Source organism: Vibrio sp. 2130-1, from assembly GCF_033339515.1.
This window is the reverse complement of the sequence record NZ_JAWOUT010000006.1, coordinates 78,855-97,391: the sequence shown is the minus strand read 5'-3', so window position 1 is coordinate 97,391 and position 18,537 is coordinate 78,855. Positions and strand designations below refer to the sequence as shown.

Sequence of the window (18,537 nt, the reverse complement as noted above, 5' to 3'; positions counted from 1 at the left end):
GGACATAAGAATGCCTTATTTATTAGCAATTGTACTATCAATTTTCACTTTAACAGGGTGTCAATCTGCTTATTACTCAGCAATGGAGCAGGTTGGGTATCATAAACGAGATATTATGGTCGACCGCGTCGAAGATGCCAAAGAATCTCAACAAGATGCACAAGAAGAATTCACCAGTGCACTTGAAGCCTTATCTGCGATCACCAACTTTGATGGTGGTGAGCTAGAAAATGTCTACAACAACATCAATGACAAATACGAAGATAGCGAAAAAGCGGCTCAAGACGTACGTGACCGTATTGCTGCGATTGAAGACGTATCCGGCGCACTGTTTGATGAGTGGCAAGATGAGCTAGAGCTGTACTCGAGTGCGAAACTGCGTCGTTCAAGCGAGCAAAAGCTACGTGAAACCAAAGCCTCGTACAAAACCATGCTTAGCGCTATGAAGCGTGCAGAGAAAAAGATGACACCGGTACTGGACACGCTGCGTGACAACACGTTGTACTTAAAACACAACCTTAACGCCAGTGCGATTGGTTCTTTGCAAGGTGAGTTCTCTAGCTTAGAGAAGGACATTCAGTTTGCGATCAAACAAATGAACGAAGCGATTGCAGAGTCCGATAAATTCCTACAAAAGCTCAATCAAAAGTAAATGATTCAGACCTCCTCCTAGCGAGGAGGTTTTAGTCGGCGACCTTACCGAGTAAACCGATGACTCTTCGAACAAAGCCTACCCTCTCTGGCACAGTTCCCCATGGCACTTCTACCACTTCATAACCCAACTCAGTATAGACACTCACTAACGACTGATGAATCTCCAATGCTTCTTCAAAGCTGTGCGGACGCACTTCATCTTGTACGTAAATGGATGCTTCAGGTCGACAAGTAAACACCTGACTATGGTACCCAGCGCTTTCGGTTAAGAAAGCTTGGTCAACCTTACAGCCGCCCACTTGTAGGTATGCAATGATGTCGGGGATGGCGCGATCAACAAACGCAACATCATGACAACGCGCATCACTCTTTTGTTTGTCCATCAACCCAAGGCATAACTTGGCAAACTCAGGTAAATTCGTCCACGGCAAAATACCATTTTCTAACTGGCTTTGCTGCTCAATCAAGTCGCGAGACCCTTCAGGAAACGTGGCGTAACCACACGCGTCTAGCGCATTCAGCAGTGTTGTTTTTCCCGCACCAGGCCCACCGGTGATAATAATCGGGTTCATATTCAACTCCAGAAAACAAAAAGCCCCGAGCATAACTCGAGGCTTCTTCTTAATTGAATCGCTTAACGAAAATTATTTCGCGCCACGAGAAGCACGCTTACGGTCGCTTTCCGTTAGGAACTTCTTACGGATACGGATGCTTTCAGGCGTTACTTCTACTAGCTCGTCGTCATCGATGAATTCTAGTGCTTGCTCAAGAGTCATCTTGATTGGCGGAGTAAGAACCTGTGCGTCATCGGTACCTGATGCACGAACGTTGGTTAGCTGCTTACCTTTCAGTGCGTTTACCGTTAGGTCGTTGTCACGGCTGTGAATACCGATAACCATACCTTCGTAAACTTCAACACCGTGACCGATAAATAGACGACCACGCTCTTGAAGGTTGAACAGTGCGTTAGTTAGCGCTTTACCCATCGCGTTCGCGATTAGTACACCGTTTACACGTTGACCGATGTTACCGCCTTTGTGAGGGCCGTAGTGATCAAACGTATGGTAAAGAAGACCTGAACCTGAAGTCAGTGTCATGAATTCCGTTTGGAAACCGATCAGACCACGTGATGGCATAACGAAGTCCATACGTACACGACCTTTACCGTCTGGAGACATGTCTTTCAGCTCACCTTTACGTAGGCCGATGTTCTCCATGATGCCGCCTTGGTGCTCTTCCATTACGTCGATAGTTACCGTTTCGAACGGTTCCATCAACTGACCATCTTCTTCTTTGATGATTACTTCTGGACGAGATACTGCTAGCTCGAAGCCTTCACGACGCATGTTTTCGATCAGGATAGAAAGGTGAAGTTCACCACGACCTGATACGCGGAATTTATCTGGATCGTCTGTTTGCTCAACGCGTAGTGCAACGTTGTGTACCAGTTCCTTCTCAAGACGCTCAAGGATGTTACGTGACGTTACGAACTTACCTTCTTTACCCGCGAATGGAGACGTGTTTACTTGGAACGTCATTGTTACTGTTGGTTCATCAACAGACAATGGTGGTAATGCTTCTACTGCGTTTTGTGCACAGATAGTGTCAGAAATTTTCAGCTCGCCAAGACCAGTGATTGCGATGATATCACCCGCGTTAGCTTGTTCCACTTCGTGACGCTCTAGGCCAAGGTAGCCCATTACTGTACCCACTTTACCGTTGCGAGTTTTACCATCAGCACCAATAATGGTTACCTGCTGGTTTGGTTTAACGCTACCACGAGTTACGCGAGCCACGCCGATAACACCAACGTAAGAGCTGTAGTCTAGCTGAGAAACTTGCATCTGTAGTGGACCATCAAGGTCAACATTTGGCGCGTCAACAACATCAACGATAGTTTGGAATAGTGGTTCCATGTTCTCGCCAGTTTCGCCTTCTTCTAGAGAAGCCCAACCGTTAAGTGCTGATGCGTAAACTACTTTAAAGTCTAGCTGGTCATCAGTTGCACCTAGGTTGTCGAACAGGTCGAACACTTGGTCCATAACCCAATCAGGACGTGCGCCAGGGCGGTCAATCTTGTTGATTACAACGATTGGTTTTAGACCGTGAGCAAACGCTTTTTGTGTTACGAAACGCGTTTGAGGCATTGGACCATCAACTGCGTCAACGATAAGTAGTACAGAGTCTACCATCGACATGATACGCTCAACTTCACCACCGAAGTCCGCGTGTCCCGGAGTATCTACGATGTTGATACGGTAATCGTTCCAGTCGATTGCTGTGTTTTTAGCAAGAATGGTAATACCGCGCTCTTTCTCGATGTCGTTCGAGTCCATGACTCGCTCTTCAGCTTCACCGCGAGACTCAAGCGTGCCTGATTGTTGTAGCAGCTTGTCAACCAACGTGGTTTTACCGTGGTCAACGTGCGCGATGATCGCGATATTTCTTAATTTATCAATCTGTGGAGTAGCCATGGATATTGATTCACTTAGATAGATGAAATGCCCCCACGCTGAGAACGGGTGCTCTCTGGCGACATTTGCTGATTAAAAAAACGGCCATAATGTACCAGATTTTAGCAAAAAGCCTAGAAATATGTGATCTACTCCCGAGCATTTCTGCGATTTTTACGCTTAATGCCCATTTTCTTCCTCAGAACGAATTGATTAAACGCAACTTTATTCTAATCGATGCATAATTCAAATTGACTCTTGCTCAAAAACTGGGCTGAATACGCAATGTACCTGTCACATTATGGTGCAACAATGATTTTTGGCACCATAATAGTGCAAGCAAAGATCATTTTGGTGCAAGCAACTGCACCAAACTAGCATTCAAAAACACAATTGCTTGAAATTAATGGAATATTTTTTTTGGCACGGTTTTGGCTTTAGTTAAAACAGCATCGATTAATGAAAAGTCAAATTGATTAATCAATGCCAGGTTTCATGAATAATTCATAAATCGAGCTTTTACCGCTTATTAACACTGGAGGTTATCCAAGATGTCAGTAGAAAACGTTCTATCGCTGATCCAAGAAAACGAAGTTAAGTTTGTTGACCTACGCTTCACTGATACAAAAGGTAAAGAGCAGCACATTTCGATCCCTGCTCACCAAATCGACGCAGACTTCTTCGAAGAAGGTAAAATGTTCGATGGTTCATCAGTTGCTGGCTGGAAAGGTATCAACGAATCAGACATGGTAATGATGCCTGACGCATCTTCTGCTGTGCTTGACCCATTCACGGAAGACGCAACACTAAATATCCGTTGTGACATCTTAGAGCCTGCAACAATGCAAGGCTACGACCGTGACCCACGCTCTATCGCAAAACGCGCTGAAGACTTCATGCGTTCTACAGGTGTTGCAGATACTGTACTTATCGGTCCTGAGCCAGAATTCTTCCTATTTGATGACGTGAAGTTCTCGACAGACATGTCAGGCTCTTTCTTCAAAATCGACGACGTAGAAGCGGCATGGAACACAGGTTCTGACTACGAAGAAGGTAACAAAGGTCACCGTCCAGGCGTTAAAGGTGGTTACTTCCCAGTAGCTCCAGTAGATTCATCTCAAGACATCCGTTCTGCTATGTGTCTAGTAATGGAAGAAATGGGTCTTGTTGTTGAAGCGCACCACCACGAAGTGGCAACGGCGGGTCAAAACGAAATCGCAACTCGTTTCAACACGCTAACAACCAAAGCTGACGAAATCCAAATCTACAAGTACGTTGTGCACAACGTTGCTCACGCGTTTGGTAAAACAGCGACGTTTATGCCTAAACCACTTGTTGGCGACAACGGCAGCGGTATGCACGTTCACCAGTCTCTAGCAAAAGATGGCGTAAACCTATTTGCTGGTGACAAGTACGGCGGTCTATCTGAAATGGCGCTTTACTACATCGGTGGTATCATCAAACACGCTCGTGCAATCAACGCATTCGCTAACCCATCAACAAACTCGTACAAACGTCTTGTACCAGGCTTCGAAGCACCAGTAATGCTAGCTTACTCAGCGCGTAACCGCTCTGCTTCAATCCGTATCCCAGTGGTACCAAGCCCGAAAGCACGTCGTATCGAAGTTCGTTTCGGTGACCCAGCGGCGAACCCATACCTATGTTTCGCAGCAATGCTTATGGCTGGTCTTGACGGTATCAAGAATAAGATCCACCCAGGCGAAGCGATGGATAAAGACCTTTACGATCTTCCAGCTGAAGAAGCAGCAGAAATCCCAACTGTTGCATACTCACTAAAAGACGCGCTAGCAGAGCTAGATGCTGATCGGGAGTTCTTAACAGCGGGCGGCGTATTCTCTGACGACTTCATCGATTCATACATCGACCTTAAGTCTCAGGACGTAGAGCGTGTGAACATGACAACTCACCCTGTTGAGTTCGAACTTTACTACTCTGTGTAAGGTCGACACTGTGTAAAATGTAAACACAGCAATAAAATATTAGGCTCGCCTCGCAGGCGGGCCTTTTTTGTATTCGCCACTCAAGCTTCGACGTTTAACATGAGGGGATAATAAAAATACGCTTAGAATTTTTGCTTACAGGTCAAAGAGCTAAGCCATTGAAACGTGAAATCATCGAACAAGAGAAGGTGAGCAATGAAAGTTCAGCTTATTCCATCACTGTGTGCACTCAGCGGATTGTTAATCGCCTCTATCGCCTTCGCGCAGGTCGCGTATACGTGGGTAGATGAAAATGGCGTGGTTCACTTTAGTGATACGCCAAACAAAGGAGCAAAAGCGATCGCACTGCCAAACCTTGAAGCCAGCGCACCAGCTCCTGAGGTAGAAAGTACTGAATCGCTCGCACCTCAGACTACGCCATCTACTGCATCACAAAACAAGCCAGATAAAACAACCGAGAAGCCTCTCCCATTACAACTCTCGATGCTGACTCCCAAGCACAACGAGACCATCCGCAGTAATCGAGGCATCATCAATATTCAATTAGAAACCAATCGCAAGCTTGGTATCGGTGAGCAATTGCAATTGTTACTCGATGGAAAACCTTATGGTGCACCACAAAACCATATAGTGTGGCAGTTAAACAATATTGACCGAGGCACTCACACACTTGCTGTGCACGCGAAAAGAAGCGGCAAGCTTATTGCATCTACTAGCCCTATAACGGTGCATTTACATAGAGCAAGTGTTAAGCCGACCGTAAAAGGGGCAAAATAGAATATCTGGTGAAAAAAAATCACATCACAGCGATGCTTTTCACTTTTTCTTCTAAGATTTATTCGCCATACTTAACGTTCAATTGCACCATTATTGTGCACCGCACAATCTTAAAGCAAAACAAGGACGTAATGTGGATACCAGTCTTCCTAGTGCCATTCTCAACAATATGGTGACAGCAACGCTGATTCTTGATGATGGATTGGCCATCCGTTATGCCAATCCGGCTGCCGAATTGCTGTTTTCTCAAAGCGCCAAACGAATTATTGAACAATCACTTTCTCAATTGATTCAGCATGCGTCGCTGGATCTCGCGCTGCTCACTCAACCGTTGCAAAGTGGCCAAAGCATCACCGACAGTGACGTCACTTTCGTTGTTGATGGCCGCCCTTTAATGCTAGAGGTGACGGTTAGCCCTATCACTTGGCAAAAGCAGTTGATGCTTCTGGTCGAGATGCGCAAAATTGATCAGCAGCGCCGACTCTCTCAAGAACTGAACCAACACGCCCAACAACAAGCAGCGAAGCTGTTAGTCCGAGGGCTTGCACATGAGATTAAAAATCCGCTTGGCGGCTTACGCGGTGCGGCGCAATTGCTAGAAAAAATGCTGCCAGAGCCCTCTCTCACCGAATATACACACATCATCATTGAGCAAGCAGACCGTTTAAGGGCGCTCGTGGATCGATTACTAGGACCGCAAAAGCCAGGTAAGAAGACACAAGAGAATCTGCACCAAATTCTTGAAAAGGTTCGCCAACTGGTTGAATTAGAGTCACAACGCTCAATCATCATTGAACGAGATTATGACCCAAGCTTGCCAGAGATTTTGATGGATACAGACCAAATCGAACAGGCAATGCTTAATATCGTCAGCAACGCCGCACAAATTCTTAGCCATCAAGAACACGGGAAAATAACCATTCGCACCAGAACGGTGCATCAAGCCAATATTCACGGCAAACGCTGTAAACTCGCTGCTCGTGTCGAAATCACAGACAACGGCCCAGGTATTCCACCGGAACTACAAGACACGCTGTTCTATCCCATGGTCAGTGGCCGCGAGGGAGGAACTGGATTAGGGCTATCTATTTCGCAAAATTTGATCGACCAGCACAATGGAAAAATAGACGTAGAAAGCTGGCCTGGTCACACAACATTTACTATTTATCTGCCGATCTGATTGCGCTAATGGACTTCAAGTCGCGTCAGTTTTTCGGTTTGCTGCAAGGATTACTACATGAGTAAAGGATATGTTTGGGTCGTTGATGACGACAGTTCAATTCGCTGGGTAATGGAGAAAACGCTCTCCTCTGCCAACATCAAATGTGAAACCTATGCCGATGGAGAAAGCGTGTTAATGGCGCTCGAACGCGAAGTGCCGGATGTTCTAGTATCAGACATTCGCATGCCAGGTATTGATGGGTTGGAGCTACTAAAGCAAGTACAGCGCGATTACCCAGACCTTCCCGTGATTATCATGACCGCGCACTCAGATTTAGATGCAGCAGTGAATGCGTACCAAAAAGGTGCTTTTGAATATTTACCAAAACCTTTTGATATTGATGAAACTTTAACTCTGGTTGAACGAGCCATTGCACACAGCCACGAAAACAAACGCGAGCAGCTCTCTCCAGAAGACATTCCAGCAGAAACGCCTGAAATTATCGGTGAAGCACCAGCGATGCAAGAGGTGTTTCGCGCCATTGGTCGTCTTTCTCGCTCCTCTATTTCAGTCTTGATTAACGGTGAATCGGGCACGGGTAAAGAACTCGTTGCTCATGCACTGCACCGTCACAGTCCACGTGCTAACAAACCTTTCATTGCGCTCAATATGGCGGCGATTCCCAAAGACTTGATTGAATCAGAACTGTTTGGCCACGAAAAAGGCGCGTTTACGGGGGCAAACAATGTTCGTCAAGGACGATTCGAACAAGCCAATGGCGGCACTCTATTTTTAGACGAAATCGGCGACATGCCATTGGACATTCAAACTCGTTTACTACGCGTTCTAGCTGACGGGCAGTTTTATCGAGTGGGCGGTCACTCTCCGATCAGTGTCGATGTACGAATTGTCGCGGCAACACACCAGAACTTAGAAAAGCTGGTGCACGAAGGTGACTTTCGTGAGGACCTATTTCATCGCTTAAACGTGATTCGCGTTCAGATCCCGGCACTGCGTGAGCGTAAGCAAGACATTGAAAAGCTTACACAGCATTTTCTTATCCGTGCGGCTGATGAGCTTGGTGTGGAAACAAAGACTCTCCACCCGTCGACCGTAGAGATTCTTAACCGTCTTGATTGGCCTGGCAACGTGCGTCAATTAGAGAATATTTGCCGTTGGTTAACCGTTATGGCCAGTGGTAGCGAAGTGTTACCAAATGACTTGCCAAGCGAACTACTCGAAGAGAAAAAATCCATTTCAGACTCTGCACACGGTAGTTGGCAAGAACAATTGGCGGATTGGGCACGGCATTCACTCGCAGCAGGAGATAAAGAACTACTTTCTTACGCTTTACCAGAATTTGAACGCATTTTATTAGAAGCAGCCTTAGAGCACACTAAAGGTCATAAGCAAGATGCCGCTAAAGTATTAGGCTGGGGGCGAAATACACTCACCAGAAAATTAAAAGAATTGTACTGATAATCACTTACGTGGTGCGTTAACAACGAGCGTCGTTTGTCACTCGATATTAATAAAAACATCAGTACAATTGTGGCGCACCACCATCTATGTGATTAGGCGATGTCTACTGCTACGACTCAAATTACACTGCGTACTGCTGTTCTGATTCCATTTGTCATGATCTTCTTACTGGCGATCGGTGTCATTGTCTACGTCCAAAAACAAAGTTACGAAGAAGTGGTCACGGATATCAGTGACAAGCAACTTTCCGTGTTAACCGAAAGTGTCCACGACCACCTCAATAGCTATCTACGTAAGCCTTTTACTGCGGTTATGGCTCTCGCGCACAACGTCAGCTATCACAACCTTTATCGCCCTCACGATACCTCAGACATTCAAAACTACCTGCTAAGTGCATTCAAAAATCTTTACCAATCGATACCGCAGTTGGATGTAATCGCATTTGGTTCAGAAAACGGCGACTTTGCAGGCTTTCGCCGCGAGCTTTCCGACGATTACACCTTAATGGTGCAAGATCGCTACACCGATGGTGATCTGGTTATTTATGGAACCAACCATGTGAGTAACAACATTCGAACGGTTATCTCCCAATACGATCCTCGCACTCGCCCATGGTATAAGCCCGTTGCAAAGAGCCAAAACGCCACTTGGTCTGAAATTTATACCAACGCTGATGAACGCCAGGATATTACGCTATCAGCCATGACGCCGGTGTACAAACACGACCAATTTGCTGGTGTTTTGGTGACAGACATTCGTATCAATACATTCAACGAGTTCCTGCGCGAGTTAAAATACAACACTAAAGCGTCGGTCTACATCATGGACCCAGATCATCGTTTAATCGCTCACTCAGGCCCGGGAAGCGTCATCTCATGGGGCACAAAATTTTCGGATAAAGGGCAGCGTTTGCTTGCCGCTGAAAACGCGGACCCGATCATCAAAATCAGTGCGAGCCGAGTCCGGTCTTTCGATCTCAACAACACCAAGCAACCTTATACTTTTTCATTTGAACATGATGGCCAACGTATTTTCAGTCGGCTAACCCCGTATCGAGACCAAGACGGCTTAACATGGTTTATCGGCACCTCCATTTCGGAGTCTGAGCTTCTCGGCCTGTTACCGAAAAGCCAGCAAGAGAGTTGGCTCGTTGGCATTATTGTAAGCCTATTTGGGATCGCCATCAGTTGGATCATTTTCAACCGAGTTACCAGACCAATTAACGCGACGGCCGCCGCCGCTCAGCACCTGGCAAATGGGGATTGGGATAGCGGCATGCCAAAGCCTGGTTATGTGTATGAGACAACCGTACTGGTTCATGCTTTTAATGAAATGGCGAACAATCTAAGAGCTTCATTCAAAGCATTGCGTGAACAGTTGGTTTATGACTCTCTAACACGCTTATATAGCCGTCAGGGTTTGGTCGAAATCTGTGAAAATCAGTCTGATCTTTGTCACGGCAGTTTATTTTTACTTGGTATCAACAAATTTAGAGATATCAACGACAGTGTGGGTCATCACAACGGCGACCAGCTGTTGGTCAGCATCGCTGAAAGGTTAAAACAGCAGTTTCGTGACAACGCATTATTGGCTCGGATTGGTGGTGATGAGTTCGCGGTGTTTCTCTCAAATGTCGACACTGAAACCAAAATTAAACAAACCGAGCGTCGATTACAGCAACTCTTTTCCACCCCATTTATGGTGGAAGGCGAGAATGTAGTGATGAAGATTTCACTTGGTATTGTACAAACCCAGCCAAACGAAACCATGCCTTTATGGTTACGCAACGCCAGCATCGCATTAAGTTACGCCAAACAAGACTCACTGACTGGTGTTTGTCACTACAGCCCAGAACTAGCGAGCGCTTCAAAGTTTCGTACGCAAATGCTGACCAAGATCCAAACTGGCATTGAAAACCGAGAGTTTATTCCTCATTACCAACCGATTGTGGATCTCGTCAGTGGCACAGTGTGTGGCGCCGAAGCACTTGCGCGTTGGCATAGCGACTCAGGTATGGTGTCACCATTAGATTTTATCCCAATCGCGGAAGAAAGCGGCATGATCAAAGCCATCGGCCAACAGATTCTGTTACAAGCTTGTCGCGACACTTACCAAGCGATCGAAAGCAAACAGTGGCCGTCGGACTTCCAACTGCATGTGAATATCTCCGTTAATCAACTATCTTGCCCAAGTTTTGTTGATACGGTGACAAGCGTATTGGATATCACGAAATTACCAGCAAGTAACCTCACACTAGAGATCACAGAATCACGCATCATTGATAGCGCACCGACCACACTAGAAAATATGACTAAGCTGCGTGAAATGGGTATTGGTATCGCGATAGATGACTTTGGCACCGGTTACTCATCACTGGGTTACCTCCACTCTCTACCGTTTACTTGCTTGAAGATTGATCGCACCTTCATCAATCAACTCACGCAAGAAAACTTAAACAGTTCAGTCGTCGCTGCCGTCATCAATATCACAGCAGGTCTCAAAACTAATGTCGTCGCGGAAGGTGTCGAGGATAGCAATCAAGCACAATTACTCCGCTCTTTAGGCTGTAATCAGGTGCAAGGCTTCTACTACAGCCGCCCTATGCCACTAGAAGAATGGCCAACACATTTGGTGAACATGAAGTAGAAAAGAGCGAGAATCGTTGATTTCCTAGTCATCCTCTACTGACAATCTACCCAACTGTTATTTATACTTAACTGCAAATCTTACCCATGTATTGTCACAGATGATGTTTGGGCCCTGTTCCAGTTCATAACTATCCGGATCGACAAAATGATAACGAAGAACCTTCCTCTTACTGATTTGCACCGTCACCTCGACGGTAACATTCGTACTAAAACGATTCTTGAGCTAGGCCAAAAGTTTGGCATTGCCCTACCAGCGTACGATATTGAGTCTCTCACTCCTCACGTTCAAATTGTCGAAGCGGAACCCTCTCTTGTTGCTTTCCTTTCTAAGCTCGACTGGGGTGTTGCTGTACTGGGCGATCTAGATGCATGTCGTCGTGTCGCGTACGAAAACGTAGAAGACGCGCTAAACGCACAAATCGATTACGCAGAGCTGCGTTTCTCTCCTTACTACATGGCGATGAAACACAAACTACCAGTAACGGGGGTTGTTGAAGCCGTCGTGGACGGTGTGCAAGCGGGTATGCGCGATTTTGGCGTGAAAGCCAACCTGATCGGTATCATGAGTCGCACATTTGGCACTGACGCATGTCAACAAGAACTGGACGGCATTCTGAGCCAGAAAGATCACATCGTTGCCGTCGACCTTGCGGGTGACGAGCTAGGCCAACCGGGTGATCGCTTTGTGTCTCACTTCAAGCAAGTACGCGATGCTGGCCTTGGGGTAACGGTCCATGCTGGTGAAGCAGCAGGTGCAGAGAGCATGTGGCAAGCAATCAATGAGCTGGGCGCAACTCGTATCGGTCACGGCGTAAAAGCGATTCACGATCCAAAACTGATGGATTACCTAGCAGAAAACCGCATTGGTATTGAATCTTGCCTGACGTCAAACTACCAAACAAGTACGGTAGAAACGCTAGAAAACCACCCTCTCAAGCAGTTCCTAGAGCATGGCGTTCTTGCGTGTTTGAACACTGACGATCCAGCGGTTGAAGGCATCGAACTGCCATACGAATACGAAGTAGCGGCACCAGCCGCTGGTCTGAGCCAAGACCAGATTCGCCAAGCGCAAATTAATGGCCTTGAGATTGCATTCCTTTCAGAAGCAGAAAAAGCGGAACTGAAAGAAAAAGTAAAAGATCGCGCTTAAATCCAGCGAAAACATAAAAAATGCCAGCATCTGCTGGCATTTTTTATATCTTGAATCTGTATCTCTGATTAAATCACACGAGAGAACTGTTGCTGACGTGCCTTCGCTCGTAGGTATTTATCGAAGCTCATACAAATATTACGGATCAGCAAACGACCTCGCAGCGTCACACGAATTTCATTGTCATCCACTTCCACCAGCTCATCGTTGATGAAGGTCTGAAGTAGCTGTAAGTCTTCTTTAAAGTACTGATCAAACTTCACTTTAAACTCAGACTCAATGGCTTTCTTGTCTAACTTGAAGTTACAAATCAGCTGCTTAATCACTTCACGACGGAGCAAATCATCGGAGTCCAGAGAGACCCCTTTCCATAGAGCGTGACGAAGTTCGTTGACTTGAGCGTAGTATTTCTTCAGCTCTTTCTGGTTTTGCGCGTACGCATCGCCGATCATCGAGATTGCAGAAACACCAAAGCCAACCAAGTCACATTCACCTTGTGTGGTGTAGCCTTGGAAATTGCGATGCAAAATACCTTCGCGCTGGGCAACAGCAAGTTCATCGTCCGGCAAAGCAAAGTGGTCCATACCGATAAATTGGTAGCCAGCATCAGTCAGTGTCGCGATGGTGTCTTGCAGAATCGCCATCTTCTCTTCTGCCTTTGGCAGGTCTTCGTCTTTAATCTTACGCTGCGCTGCAAATAACTGTGGCATGTGCGCGTAGTTAAACACGGATAGACGGCCCGGCTGCATCTCTAGCACTTGTTCTAGAGTCTTGGCAAAAGATTCTTTGGTCTGCTTCGGTAAACCGTAAATCAAATCTAGGTTCGTCGAACGAAAGCCTAACTCTTTTGCGCGCGCAACCATCGCAACGATGAACTCTTCATCTTGCTCACGATTCACCAGTTTTTGCACTTCTTTGTTGAAGTCCTGAACACCGATGCTCAAGCGATTGAAGCCTTCACTACGCAGATGATCCAGCATGGTCAGCTCGATTTCACGCGGGTCAACCTCGATACTGATTTCAGCATCGCTACTAAAAGTAAACTCTTGGCGTAGCAGGCTCATTACACGCGTGATTTGCTTTTCAGAGAGAAACGTCGGTGTACCACCACCAAAATGCAATTGCGTCACGGTGCGACCAACAAGTAATGCAGCACGTTGACGAATTTCGTGTTCAAGCACGTCGAGGTATTCATCCGCTTTGTGCGAGTGGCGCGTAATGACTTTATTACATCCACAGTAGTAACAAAGCTTGTGACAGAACGGAATGTGTACGTACAGCGATAATGGGCGTTCTGGGTATTGAGTGCATGCCATATCATAATCAGAAATGGTGAACGCTTCATGAAACTCCAGCGCCGTTGGGTACGACGTATAACGAGGCCCGGAATAGTTGTACTTATCCAATACCGCTTGATCCCAGACGATTTGCTGTTTCGATTCAGTGTGTTGATTCGACATGGTGGTACTTTCCGTTAAATGCTAGGGCAACGAAAGCCGTCACCCGATATTCAGAGCCGCTATTTTGCCATACGACGATGACAAGCGTGGCAACGCCGACTGGCTTTTTAAGTATAAAACTAAAGAAGTGCTAGCGTGATCACGATACCCCCATTAGCCATAAGGAGACTATTGGGGGTCGCGCTTAAATCATCTGAATATTGATTTGATTATTCAGTGGCTGGACGTTTTTCTGCAACACTTTGAGCTCCTCAATAATCGCATCAGTGAGGCGGCTTTCCGCTTTATGACGCGTCAAGTTCTGTTGCATACGCTCTTTCTTGGCAAGTTGTTGGCGTTCTTCGCCACGCGCCATATCTTTCACGATGTGGTAAAGCTCAGAAATCGCAGGGTACGTTTTATCGAAATCAACGCGGTCTTCACCTTGTACATAATCCATGATGTTATACACACGGATACTGATTTCAGATAAATCGCACTGGCCTTGAATGCCCGCCTGACACAAGGTATGCACATTCTCAAAAATGTTGGCGTTACGTTTGTCTATCGCCAATTTTTGATGCTTCAGCTGCAATTCCTTTTGCTTTTTCAATTGAAGCAGAAGGTAACCTGCATAAGAAGCGAGTGCGATGATAATCACAACACCAGCAATAGCTAATAAGGTTACATTCATAGCTTAATTATCCTTTATAGTCGTCGAAATTAATGTCGTCGAAATCTGCCAGCAAGTCATCATCGTTGCGCGTGCTTTTCTCAGCAGGTGCAGTGAAGTCTTCCTCTTCTTCAGGTTCCAACAAACCTAGTTGGTCCATTAGTTTCTCAATGCGATCGAGTTTCTCATCGACGAATTTCTGTAGACCTGTGCCCAGGTTTTCACCCGCTTCAATACGGTCTAGCAACACGTTCAATTGCGCGTCATTTTCTAGCATCTCTAGTTCTTGCTCTGCCGACAAACGACGCTCTTGCTTCGTCATTTTCTTCGCAGGTTCAACAATCAGAGGTATTTTCTTTTTGCTGCCTAAGCGCGGGTCGCGATTTTGTGCAGCAGCTTGCTTTTTCTGCTCGTTAACTTCTGAGTTACGGTTACCCGTTTTCAGACCCTTACGCTTTTTAGCACGCTTGCGTAAGCGGCCTTCCACATCAGATTCTGTACGGTTACGAGTTACAACAAACTCAGGTGCACCAGCGGCACCCGGTTTTCTAGATTTTTTACTACGGCTCATTACTGGGGTTTCCTCAGTAAAATTACATCATTACCAATAAATTCGAGTTCGAGCTTATCCCGCTCTGCTAGGAACTGGAACGTGTCACGACTAAAGAACACTACGTGAGTGAGATCGTTCTTATAATGCCATGATTTGAAAGCCTCCACGTCGATGACCATTTTCGTCATCAGGCCTATCCAGCCCCCTGGCTTAACTAAATTCAACCATTGCTTCCACACCAAATCTGGGTGGTAGAGGTGCTCTATCACCTCTGTTGCTGTCATGAAGTCGTACGTTTTTTCTAAAACCGACGTATCAGGGTGGTAATAGAGATCGTACAACGCCATGTTGTGCCCCGCCTCTTCCAGCATCAAGGAGAGCGTTGGGCCAGGACCACAACCAAAGTCGATACCATTTGATTGTGGAGAAATTCGCTCTGTGATCGGGTCAGCAATACGCGACAAAAAGCGTCGGTAACCCAAATCATCGGGGTTGTTCTCATGCAAATCATAGTGAGCTTTTTCGCTTTCCGCATCCAAACGTTGGTCTGGATTTACGAATACCAAGCTGCACTGCTCACATTGAAGATATTCACGACGCTTATCTTCAAAATAATGGTGAGTGCGCTGATTTTGGCATAAAGGACAGGTATGCATGCTGACTTCCTCAAACAGGGATGCGAAACATACCAGAAAGTGAACTCGGATTGGAGTGTTGTTGAGTATTTTTTCAGCAATTTTTGTTAAAAAACTTTGTTTACAACCTATAAAGCTAAATAAGTGCAGTAATCTCAATTCAAGTTACGACTGAGCAAGTCAACGGATATAAAAAAAGCGACAGTCAGACTGTCGCTTTCTAAGTGCCATCAATTGGCGAAACTGTGTTGCACACATTTGGTGCACCAATGAACCCTTTGTTTTTAGAGCTTTCCCTGCCAAAAAGAGTTGTTTTTCATCTTCCTGATGAGTTTTGGCTATCCGTTTACTTCCTGTCTACTGAGCAACTTCCTGTGCCTGATCCGTTTCACTGTCTTAACCGTCAGACGAGATGACCATCCTTATCTGATAGGCTCCCTACCTATCTAAATCCCTTTCTAAATCACCAAGCATCCGAGCTACATCCTTGGAGACCTAAACCGTGGTCTTAAATCCTTACATTCACTCCCTGTGAACGACTTCTACTTTACGCCATCCCGTTATGCTCACAAGTAATGGGTTGAAAAAATAATCCGCCTATTTTTCTAAAAAATCAAAATTATCATTTAATCAAAAACTTAAAAACACTAACAAGAAAAAGCCAACATCAAGTATGGCAAATGTCTCACAAACTGCCGAGCCAACTATCGCTTTCGTATCCAAACTCGACTGTGATATCTGTCACGAACAAAAATGCCCTAGTGGATTCACTAGGGCATTTTTGTACAAGTTGCTCGAACGATGTAGGGACATCTACCCAACCAGCTCAAGATGCAGGTTCTTGAGCGATTTAGGTATATTAGTGCAGACCGCCAACGTATTTAGACAGCACTTCGATATCTTCGTCTGTCATTTTCTTCGCGATGTCGCGCATCATGGCATTCATATCATTACCACGGTCGCCATCACGGAATTTTTCTAGCTGAGCTTTGATGTAGTCAGCATGCTGACCAGAAATTTTCGGGAAACCTGAAAGCTCAGTACCATTGCCACGAGGACCATGACATGCAATACATGCGGTTAGGCCACGCTCGGCATCACCAGCGGTATAAAGCGTTTTGCCTTTTGCTACTACATCTTCAGGTGTTGAGTTTTCTGAAACTGGTAGCGAAGCGTAGTAAGCAGATAGGTCTGCGATATCTTCATCGCTCAGTGGCATTGCCATACCACTCATTACAGGATCGTAACGACCTTGTTTACCACCACTTGTCATGCCTAGCTTAAGTTCTTTTAACTGCTTCTCAAGATACTTAGCGTGTTGGCCTGCGAGTTTCGGGTACGTTGTTATTGCACTGTTGCCATCTGCTCCGTGACAGGCGACACAGGTTTGTGATTTTGCTTTACCAGCCTCAATATTACCTTGGGCCCATACTGAGCAACTGGCTAAAAGACTCAAAATTAGCGCTAATTTCTTCATGACATTCCATTATAATTATCAAGCTTCCAGTACCACGGAATGTGAACATACCGCGTACACTCATGGTACAATAGGCGACCTTATGCCGAGCACGGTTATTTTACACATTTTCACAAAAAAGTAATCAATCGACTACACAAAGTCGAGATGGAGTTAACAGTGAGCGTAAAAATTCATTACCAAAATACGCATTTCATCACCAGCGCACCCGATATTCGTCACCTGCCGGAAGACGAAGGTGTCGAAATTGCGTTTGCAGGACGCTCAAACGCTGGTAAATCGAGTGCACTTAACCGTCTAACTAATCAAAAAAGCTTAGCCAAGACATCAAAGACACCTGGTCGTACGCAATTAATCAACCTTTTCAAAGTAGAAGAAGGTTGTCACATTGTCGATCTACCTGGATACGGTTTTGCTCAAGTACCGGTAGAAATGAAAAACAAATGGCAGAAATCTTTGGGTGAATACCTACAGAAACGCGAGTGCCTAAAAGGCTTAGTGGTTCTAATGGACATTCGTCATCCAATGAAAGATCTCGACCAACAAATGATTTTCTGGGCCATCGATAGCCACATTCCTGTGCAGGTTTTGCTAACCAAAGCAGATAAACTAAAAAGTGGTGCACGCAAACAAACTCTACTGAAAGTTCGTAAGCAAGTAGAAACTTTCGGTGGTGACGTTTCTGTTGATGTGTTCTCCTCACTTAAAGGATTAGGTGTCGATCAGCTACGTGCAAAACTGGATACCTGGTTTGCACCAGCACTAGCACACCTGATAGAAGAAGACGAACAAGAGATACCAGCGAGCGATGAAGAATAATTAACAATATTTGTTAAATTTCTTCGACACGGCCCTGCCATTTGGTGGGGCTTTTGTTTATCTGAACTAAATAACAGGCAATAAAAATCCCCGCCTTCCTGGCAGGGATAACGGGAGAGAAAAATTGGTAATTATTGTTATGTGACGAAGCATTGCTGAACTGAGATTCGATTTCAATAGGTTAAAAAGCGCTCTTGTTTCCTGTGTATCACCAAACATTCACTCCAAAAACACCCAATAGCGTTACAATTCAGACAGTTAAGCCAAGCAAATCTTCAAAAAGATGTAACTTAGTTTCTTTCAAGAAAAAATAATAGTGTGACTGGCGTAAATTTACAGGATGAATAACGCAATAAATTTGAAGGAAAAATCGAGATTTTGCAGTAACTTAGAAAGGTCAAAAAAGAAGGTTTTTGAAGGCTAACTTTAAGCTGCTGATCCAAAAGAATAATTTTCTTTCGCCCAATAAAAAACGCCCCAGTCAAAAACTGACTGGGGCGGCTGAATCAGCCTAATCCAATAACGTGAAACAAAAGGTCTGAAAGATAGAACATCTTACCTCTGTACCCTACGAGTATTAATGTACAACAATTGGTCAGAATTGCAAAGAATTTTTGTAGTTTTTTTTCATGAAATTTTTATTAAGCAACATCA

15 protein-coding genes are annotated in these 18,537 nt (G+C 45.4%); 8 read left to right on the top strand and 7 right to left on the bottom strand.

The features are described from left to right. Nucleotides 1-10 precede the first annotated feature (10 nt). On the top strand, nt 11-652 hold the full coding sequence (locus R7Q09_RS10715) for a DUF2959 domain-containing protein (RefSeq protein ID WP_005382972.1): 642 nt from the start codon (nt 11-13) through the stop codon (nt 650-652). Between the two features lie 31 nt (nt 653-683). Here the strand turns inward: R7Q09_RS10715 and R7Q09_RS10710 are convergent, their stop codons facing one another. Continuing rightward, the gene (locus R7Q09_RS10710) at nt 684-1,226 is read right to left on the bottom strand and encodes an AAA family ATPase (RefSeq protein ID WP_065275007.1); all 543 of its coding nucleotides are present in this window, start codon (nt 1,224-1,226) and stop codon (nt 684-686) included. Between the two features lie 72 nt (nt 1,227-1,298). Then, nucleotides 1,299-3,128, bottom strand: a complete 1,830-nt coding sequence (gene typA / locus R7Q09_RS10705; protein ID WP_005379276.1) for a translational GTPase TypA — start codon at nt 3,126-3,128, stop codon at nt 1,299-1,301. A 530-nt stretch (nt 3,129-3,658) separates the two neighbouring features. Between typA and glnA the strand changes: the two genes are divergently transcribed. The 6 genes from glnA (at nt 3,659) to add (ending at nt 12,287) form a co-directional block, all read left to right on the top strand. Beyond that, on the top strand, nt 3,659-5,068 hold the full coding sequence (gene glnA, locus R7Q09_RS10700; protein WP_005379275.1) for a glutamate--ammonia ligase: 1,410 nt from the start codon (nt 3,659-3,661) through the stop codon (nt 5,066-5,068). A 195-nt stretch (nt 5,069-5,263) separates the two neighbouring features. Next, the gene (locus R7Q09_RS10695) at nt 5,264-5,845 is read left to right on the top strand and encodes a DUF4124 domain-containing protein (RefSeq protein ID WP_130544867.1); all 582 of its coding nucleotides are present in this window, start codon (nt 5,264-5,266) and stop codon (nt 5,843-5,845) included. A gap of 133 nt (nt 5,846-5,978) precedes the next feature. Beyond that, nucleotides 5,979-7,025 (top strand): nitrogen regulation protein NR(II), encoded by a 1,047-nt coding sequence (gene glnL, locus R7Q09_RS10690; protein ID WP_017821940.1) that lies wholly within the window; start codon nt 5,979-5,981, stop codon nt 7,023-7,025. A gap of 57 nt (nt 7,026-7,082) precedes the next feature. After that, complete coding sequence (gene glnG, locus R7Q09_RS10685; RefSeq protein ID WP_005379267.1) at nt 7,083-8,486, top strand: nitrogen regulation protein NR(I); 1,404 nt, start codon at nt 7,083-7,085, stop codon at nt 8,484-8,486. A 102-nt stretch (nt 8,487-8,588) separates the two neighbouring features. Then, nucleotides 8,589-11,135 carry an EAL domain-containing protein gene (locus R7Q09_RS10680; protein WP_318070444.1) on the top strand — a complete coding sequence of 849 codons (2,547 nt, stop codon included), beginning with the start codon at nt 8,589-8,591 and terminating at the stop codon, nt 11,133-11,135. A gap of 147 nt (nt 11,136-11,282) precedes the next feature. Beyond that, complete coding sequence (gene add / locus R7Q09_RS10675; protein WP_137281630.1) at nt 11,283-12,287, top strand: adenosine deaminase; 1,005 nt, start codon at nt 11,283-11,285, stop codon at nt 12,285-12,287. A 68-nt stretch (nt 12,288-12,355) separates the two neighbouring features. On the opposite strand, the gene hemN is transcribed toward add, so the two are convergent. The 5 genes from hemN to R7Q09_RS10650 form a co-directional block, all read right to left on the bottom strand. Next, entirely contained in the window at nt 12,356-13,747 is a 1,392-nt protein-coding gene (hemN, locus tag R7Q09_RS10670; protein WP_104979917.1) for an oxygen-independent coproporphyrinogen III oxidase, read from the bottom strand. Between the two features lie 184 nt (nt 13,748-13,931). Further along, nucleotides 13,932-14,420 (bottom strand): DUF2489 domain-containing protein, encoded by a 489-nt coding sequence (locus R7Q09_RS10665; protein WP_005379254.1) that lies wholly within the window; start codon nt 14,418-14,420, stop codon nt 13,932-13,934. Between the two features lie 7 nt (nt 14,421-14,427). Continuing rightward, nucleotides 14,428-14,970, bottom strand: coding sequence for a Der GTPase-activating protein YihI (yihI, locus tag R7Q09_RS10660; RefSeq protein WP_005379252.1), 543 nt, complete (start codon nt 14,968-14,970; stop codon nt 14,428-14,430). Continuing rightward, the gene (locus R7Q09_RS10655; protein WP_005379250.1) at nt 14,970-15,608 is read right to left on the bottom strand and encodes a class I SAM-dependent methyltransferase; all 639 of its coding nucleotides are present in this window, start codon (nt 15,606-15,608) and stop codon (nt 14,970-14,972) included. Before R7Q09_RS10655 ends, yihI begins: the two co-directional genes overlap by 1 nt. Nucleotides 15,609-16,446: 838 nt before the next feature. Continuing rightward, nucleotides 16,447-17,064, bottom strand: coding sequence for a c-type cytochrome (locus R7Q09_RS10650; protein WP_005379248.1), 618 nt, complete (start codon nt 17,062-17,064; stop codon nt 16,447-16,449). A gap of 159 nt (nt 17,065-17,223) precedes the next feature. Here R7Q09_RS10650 and yihA point away from each other — a divergent pair, with 159 nt between their 5' ends. Beyond that, nucleotides 17,224-17,883, top strand: a complete 660-nt coding sequence (yihA, locus tag R7Q09_RS10645; RefSeq protein WP_017635019.1) for a ribosome biogenesis GTP-binding protein YihA/YsxC — start codon at nt 17,224-17,226, stop codon at nt 17,881-17,883. Nucleotides 17,884-18,537: the final 654 nt, after the last annotated feature.

Coding starts and splice junctions, on each gene's coding strand:
- R7Q09_RS10715 (WP_005382972.1), top strand. CDS start 11: ATGCCTTATTTATTAGCAATTGTACTATCAATTTTCACTTTAACAGGG.
- R7Q09_RS10710 (WP_065275007.1), bottom strand. CDS start 1,226: ATGAACCCGATTATTATCACCGGTGGGCCTGGTGCGGGAAAAACAACA.
- typA (WP_005379276.1), bottom strand. CDS start 3,128: ATGGCTACTCCACAGATTGATAAATTAAGAAATATCGCGATCATCGCG.
- glnA (WP_005379275.1), top strand. CDS start 3,659: ATGTCAGTAGAAAACGTTCTATCGCTGATCCAAGAAAACGAAGTTAAG.
- R7Q09_RS10695 (WP_130544867.1), top strand. CDS start 5,264: ATGAAAGTTCAGCTTATTCCATCACTGTGTGCACTCAGCGGATTGTTA.
- glnG (WP_005379267.1), top strand. CDS start 7,083: ATGAGTAAAGGATATGTTTGGGTCGTTGATGACGACAGTTCAATTCGC.
- R7Q09_RS10680 (WP_318070444.1), top strand. CDS start 8,589: ATGTCTACTGCTACGACTCAAATTACACTGCGTACTGCTGTTCTGATT.
- add (WP_137281630.1), top strand. CDS start 11,283: ATGATAACGAAGAACCTTCCTCTTACTGATTTGCACCGTCACCTCGAC.
- hemN (WP_104979917.1), bottom strand. CDS start 13,747: ATGTCGAATCAACACACTGAATCGAAACAGCAAATCGTCTGGGATCAA.
- R7Q09_RS10665 (WP_005379254.1), bottom strand. CDS start 14,420: ATGAATGTAACCTTATTAGCTATTGCTGGTGTTGTGATTATCATCGCA.
- yihI (WP_005379252.1), bottom strand. CDS start 14,970: ATGAGCCGTAGTAAAAAATCTAGAAAACCGGGTGCCGCTGGTGCACCT.
- R7Q09_RS10655 (WP_005379250.1), bottom strand. CDS start 15,608: ATGCATACCTGTCCTTTATGCCAAAATCAGCGCACTCACCATTATTTT.
- R7Q09_RS10650 (WP_005379248.1), bottom strand. CDS start 17,064: ATGAAGAAATTAGCGCTAATTTTGAGTCTTTTAGCCAGTTGCTCAGTA.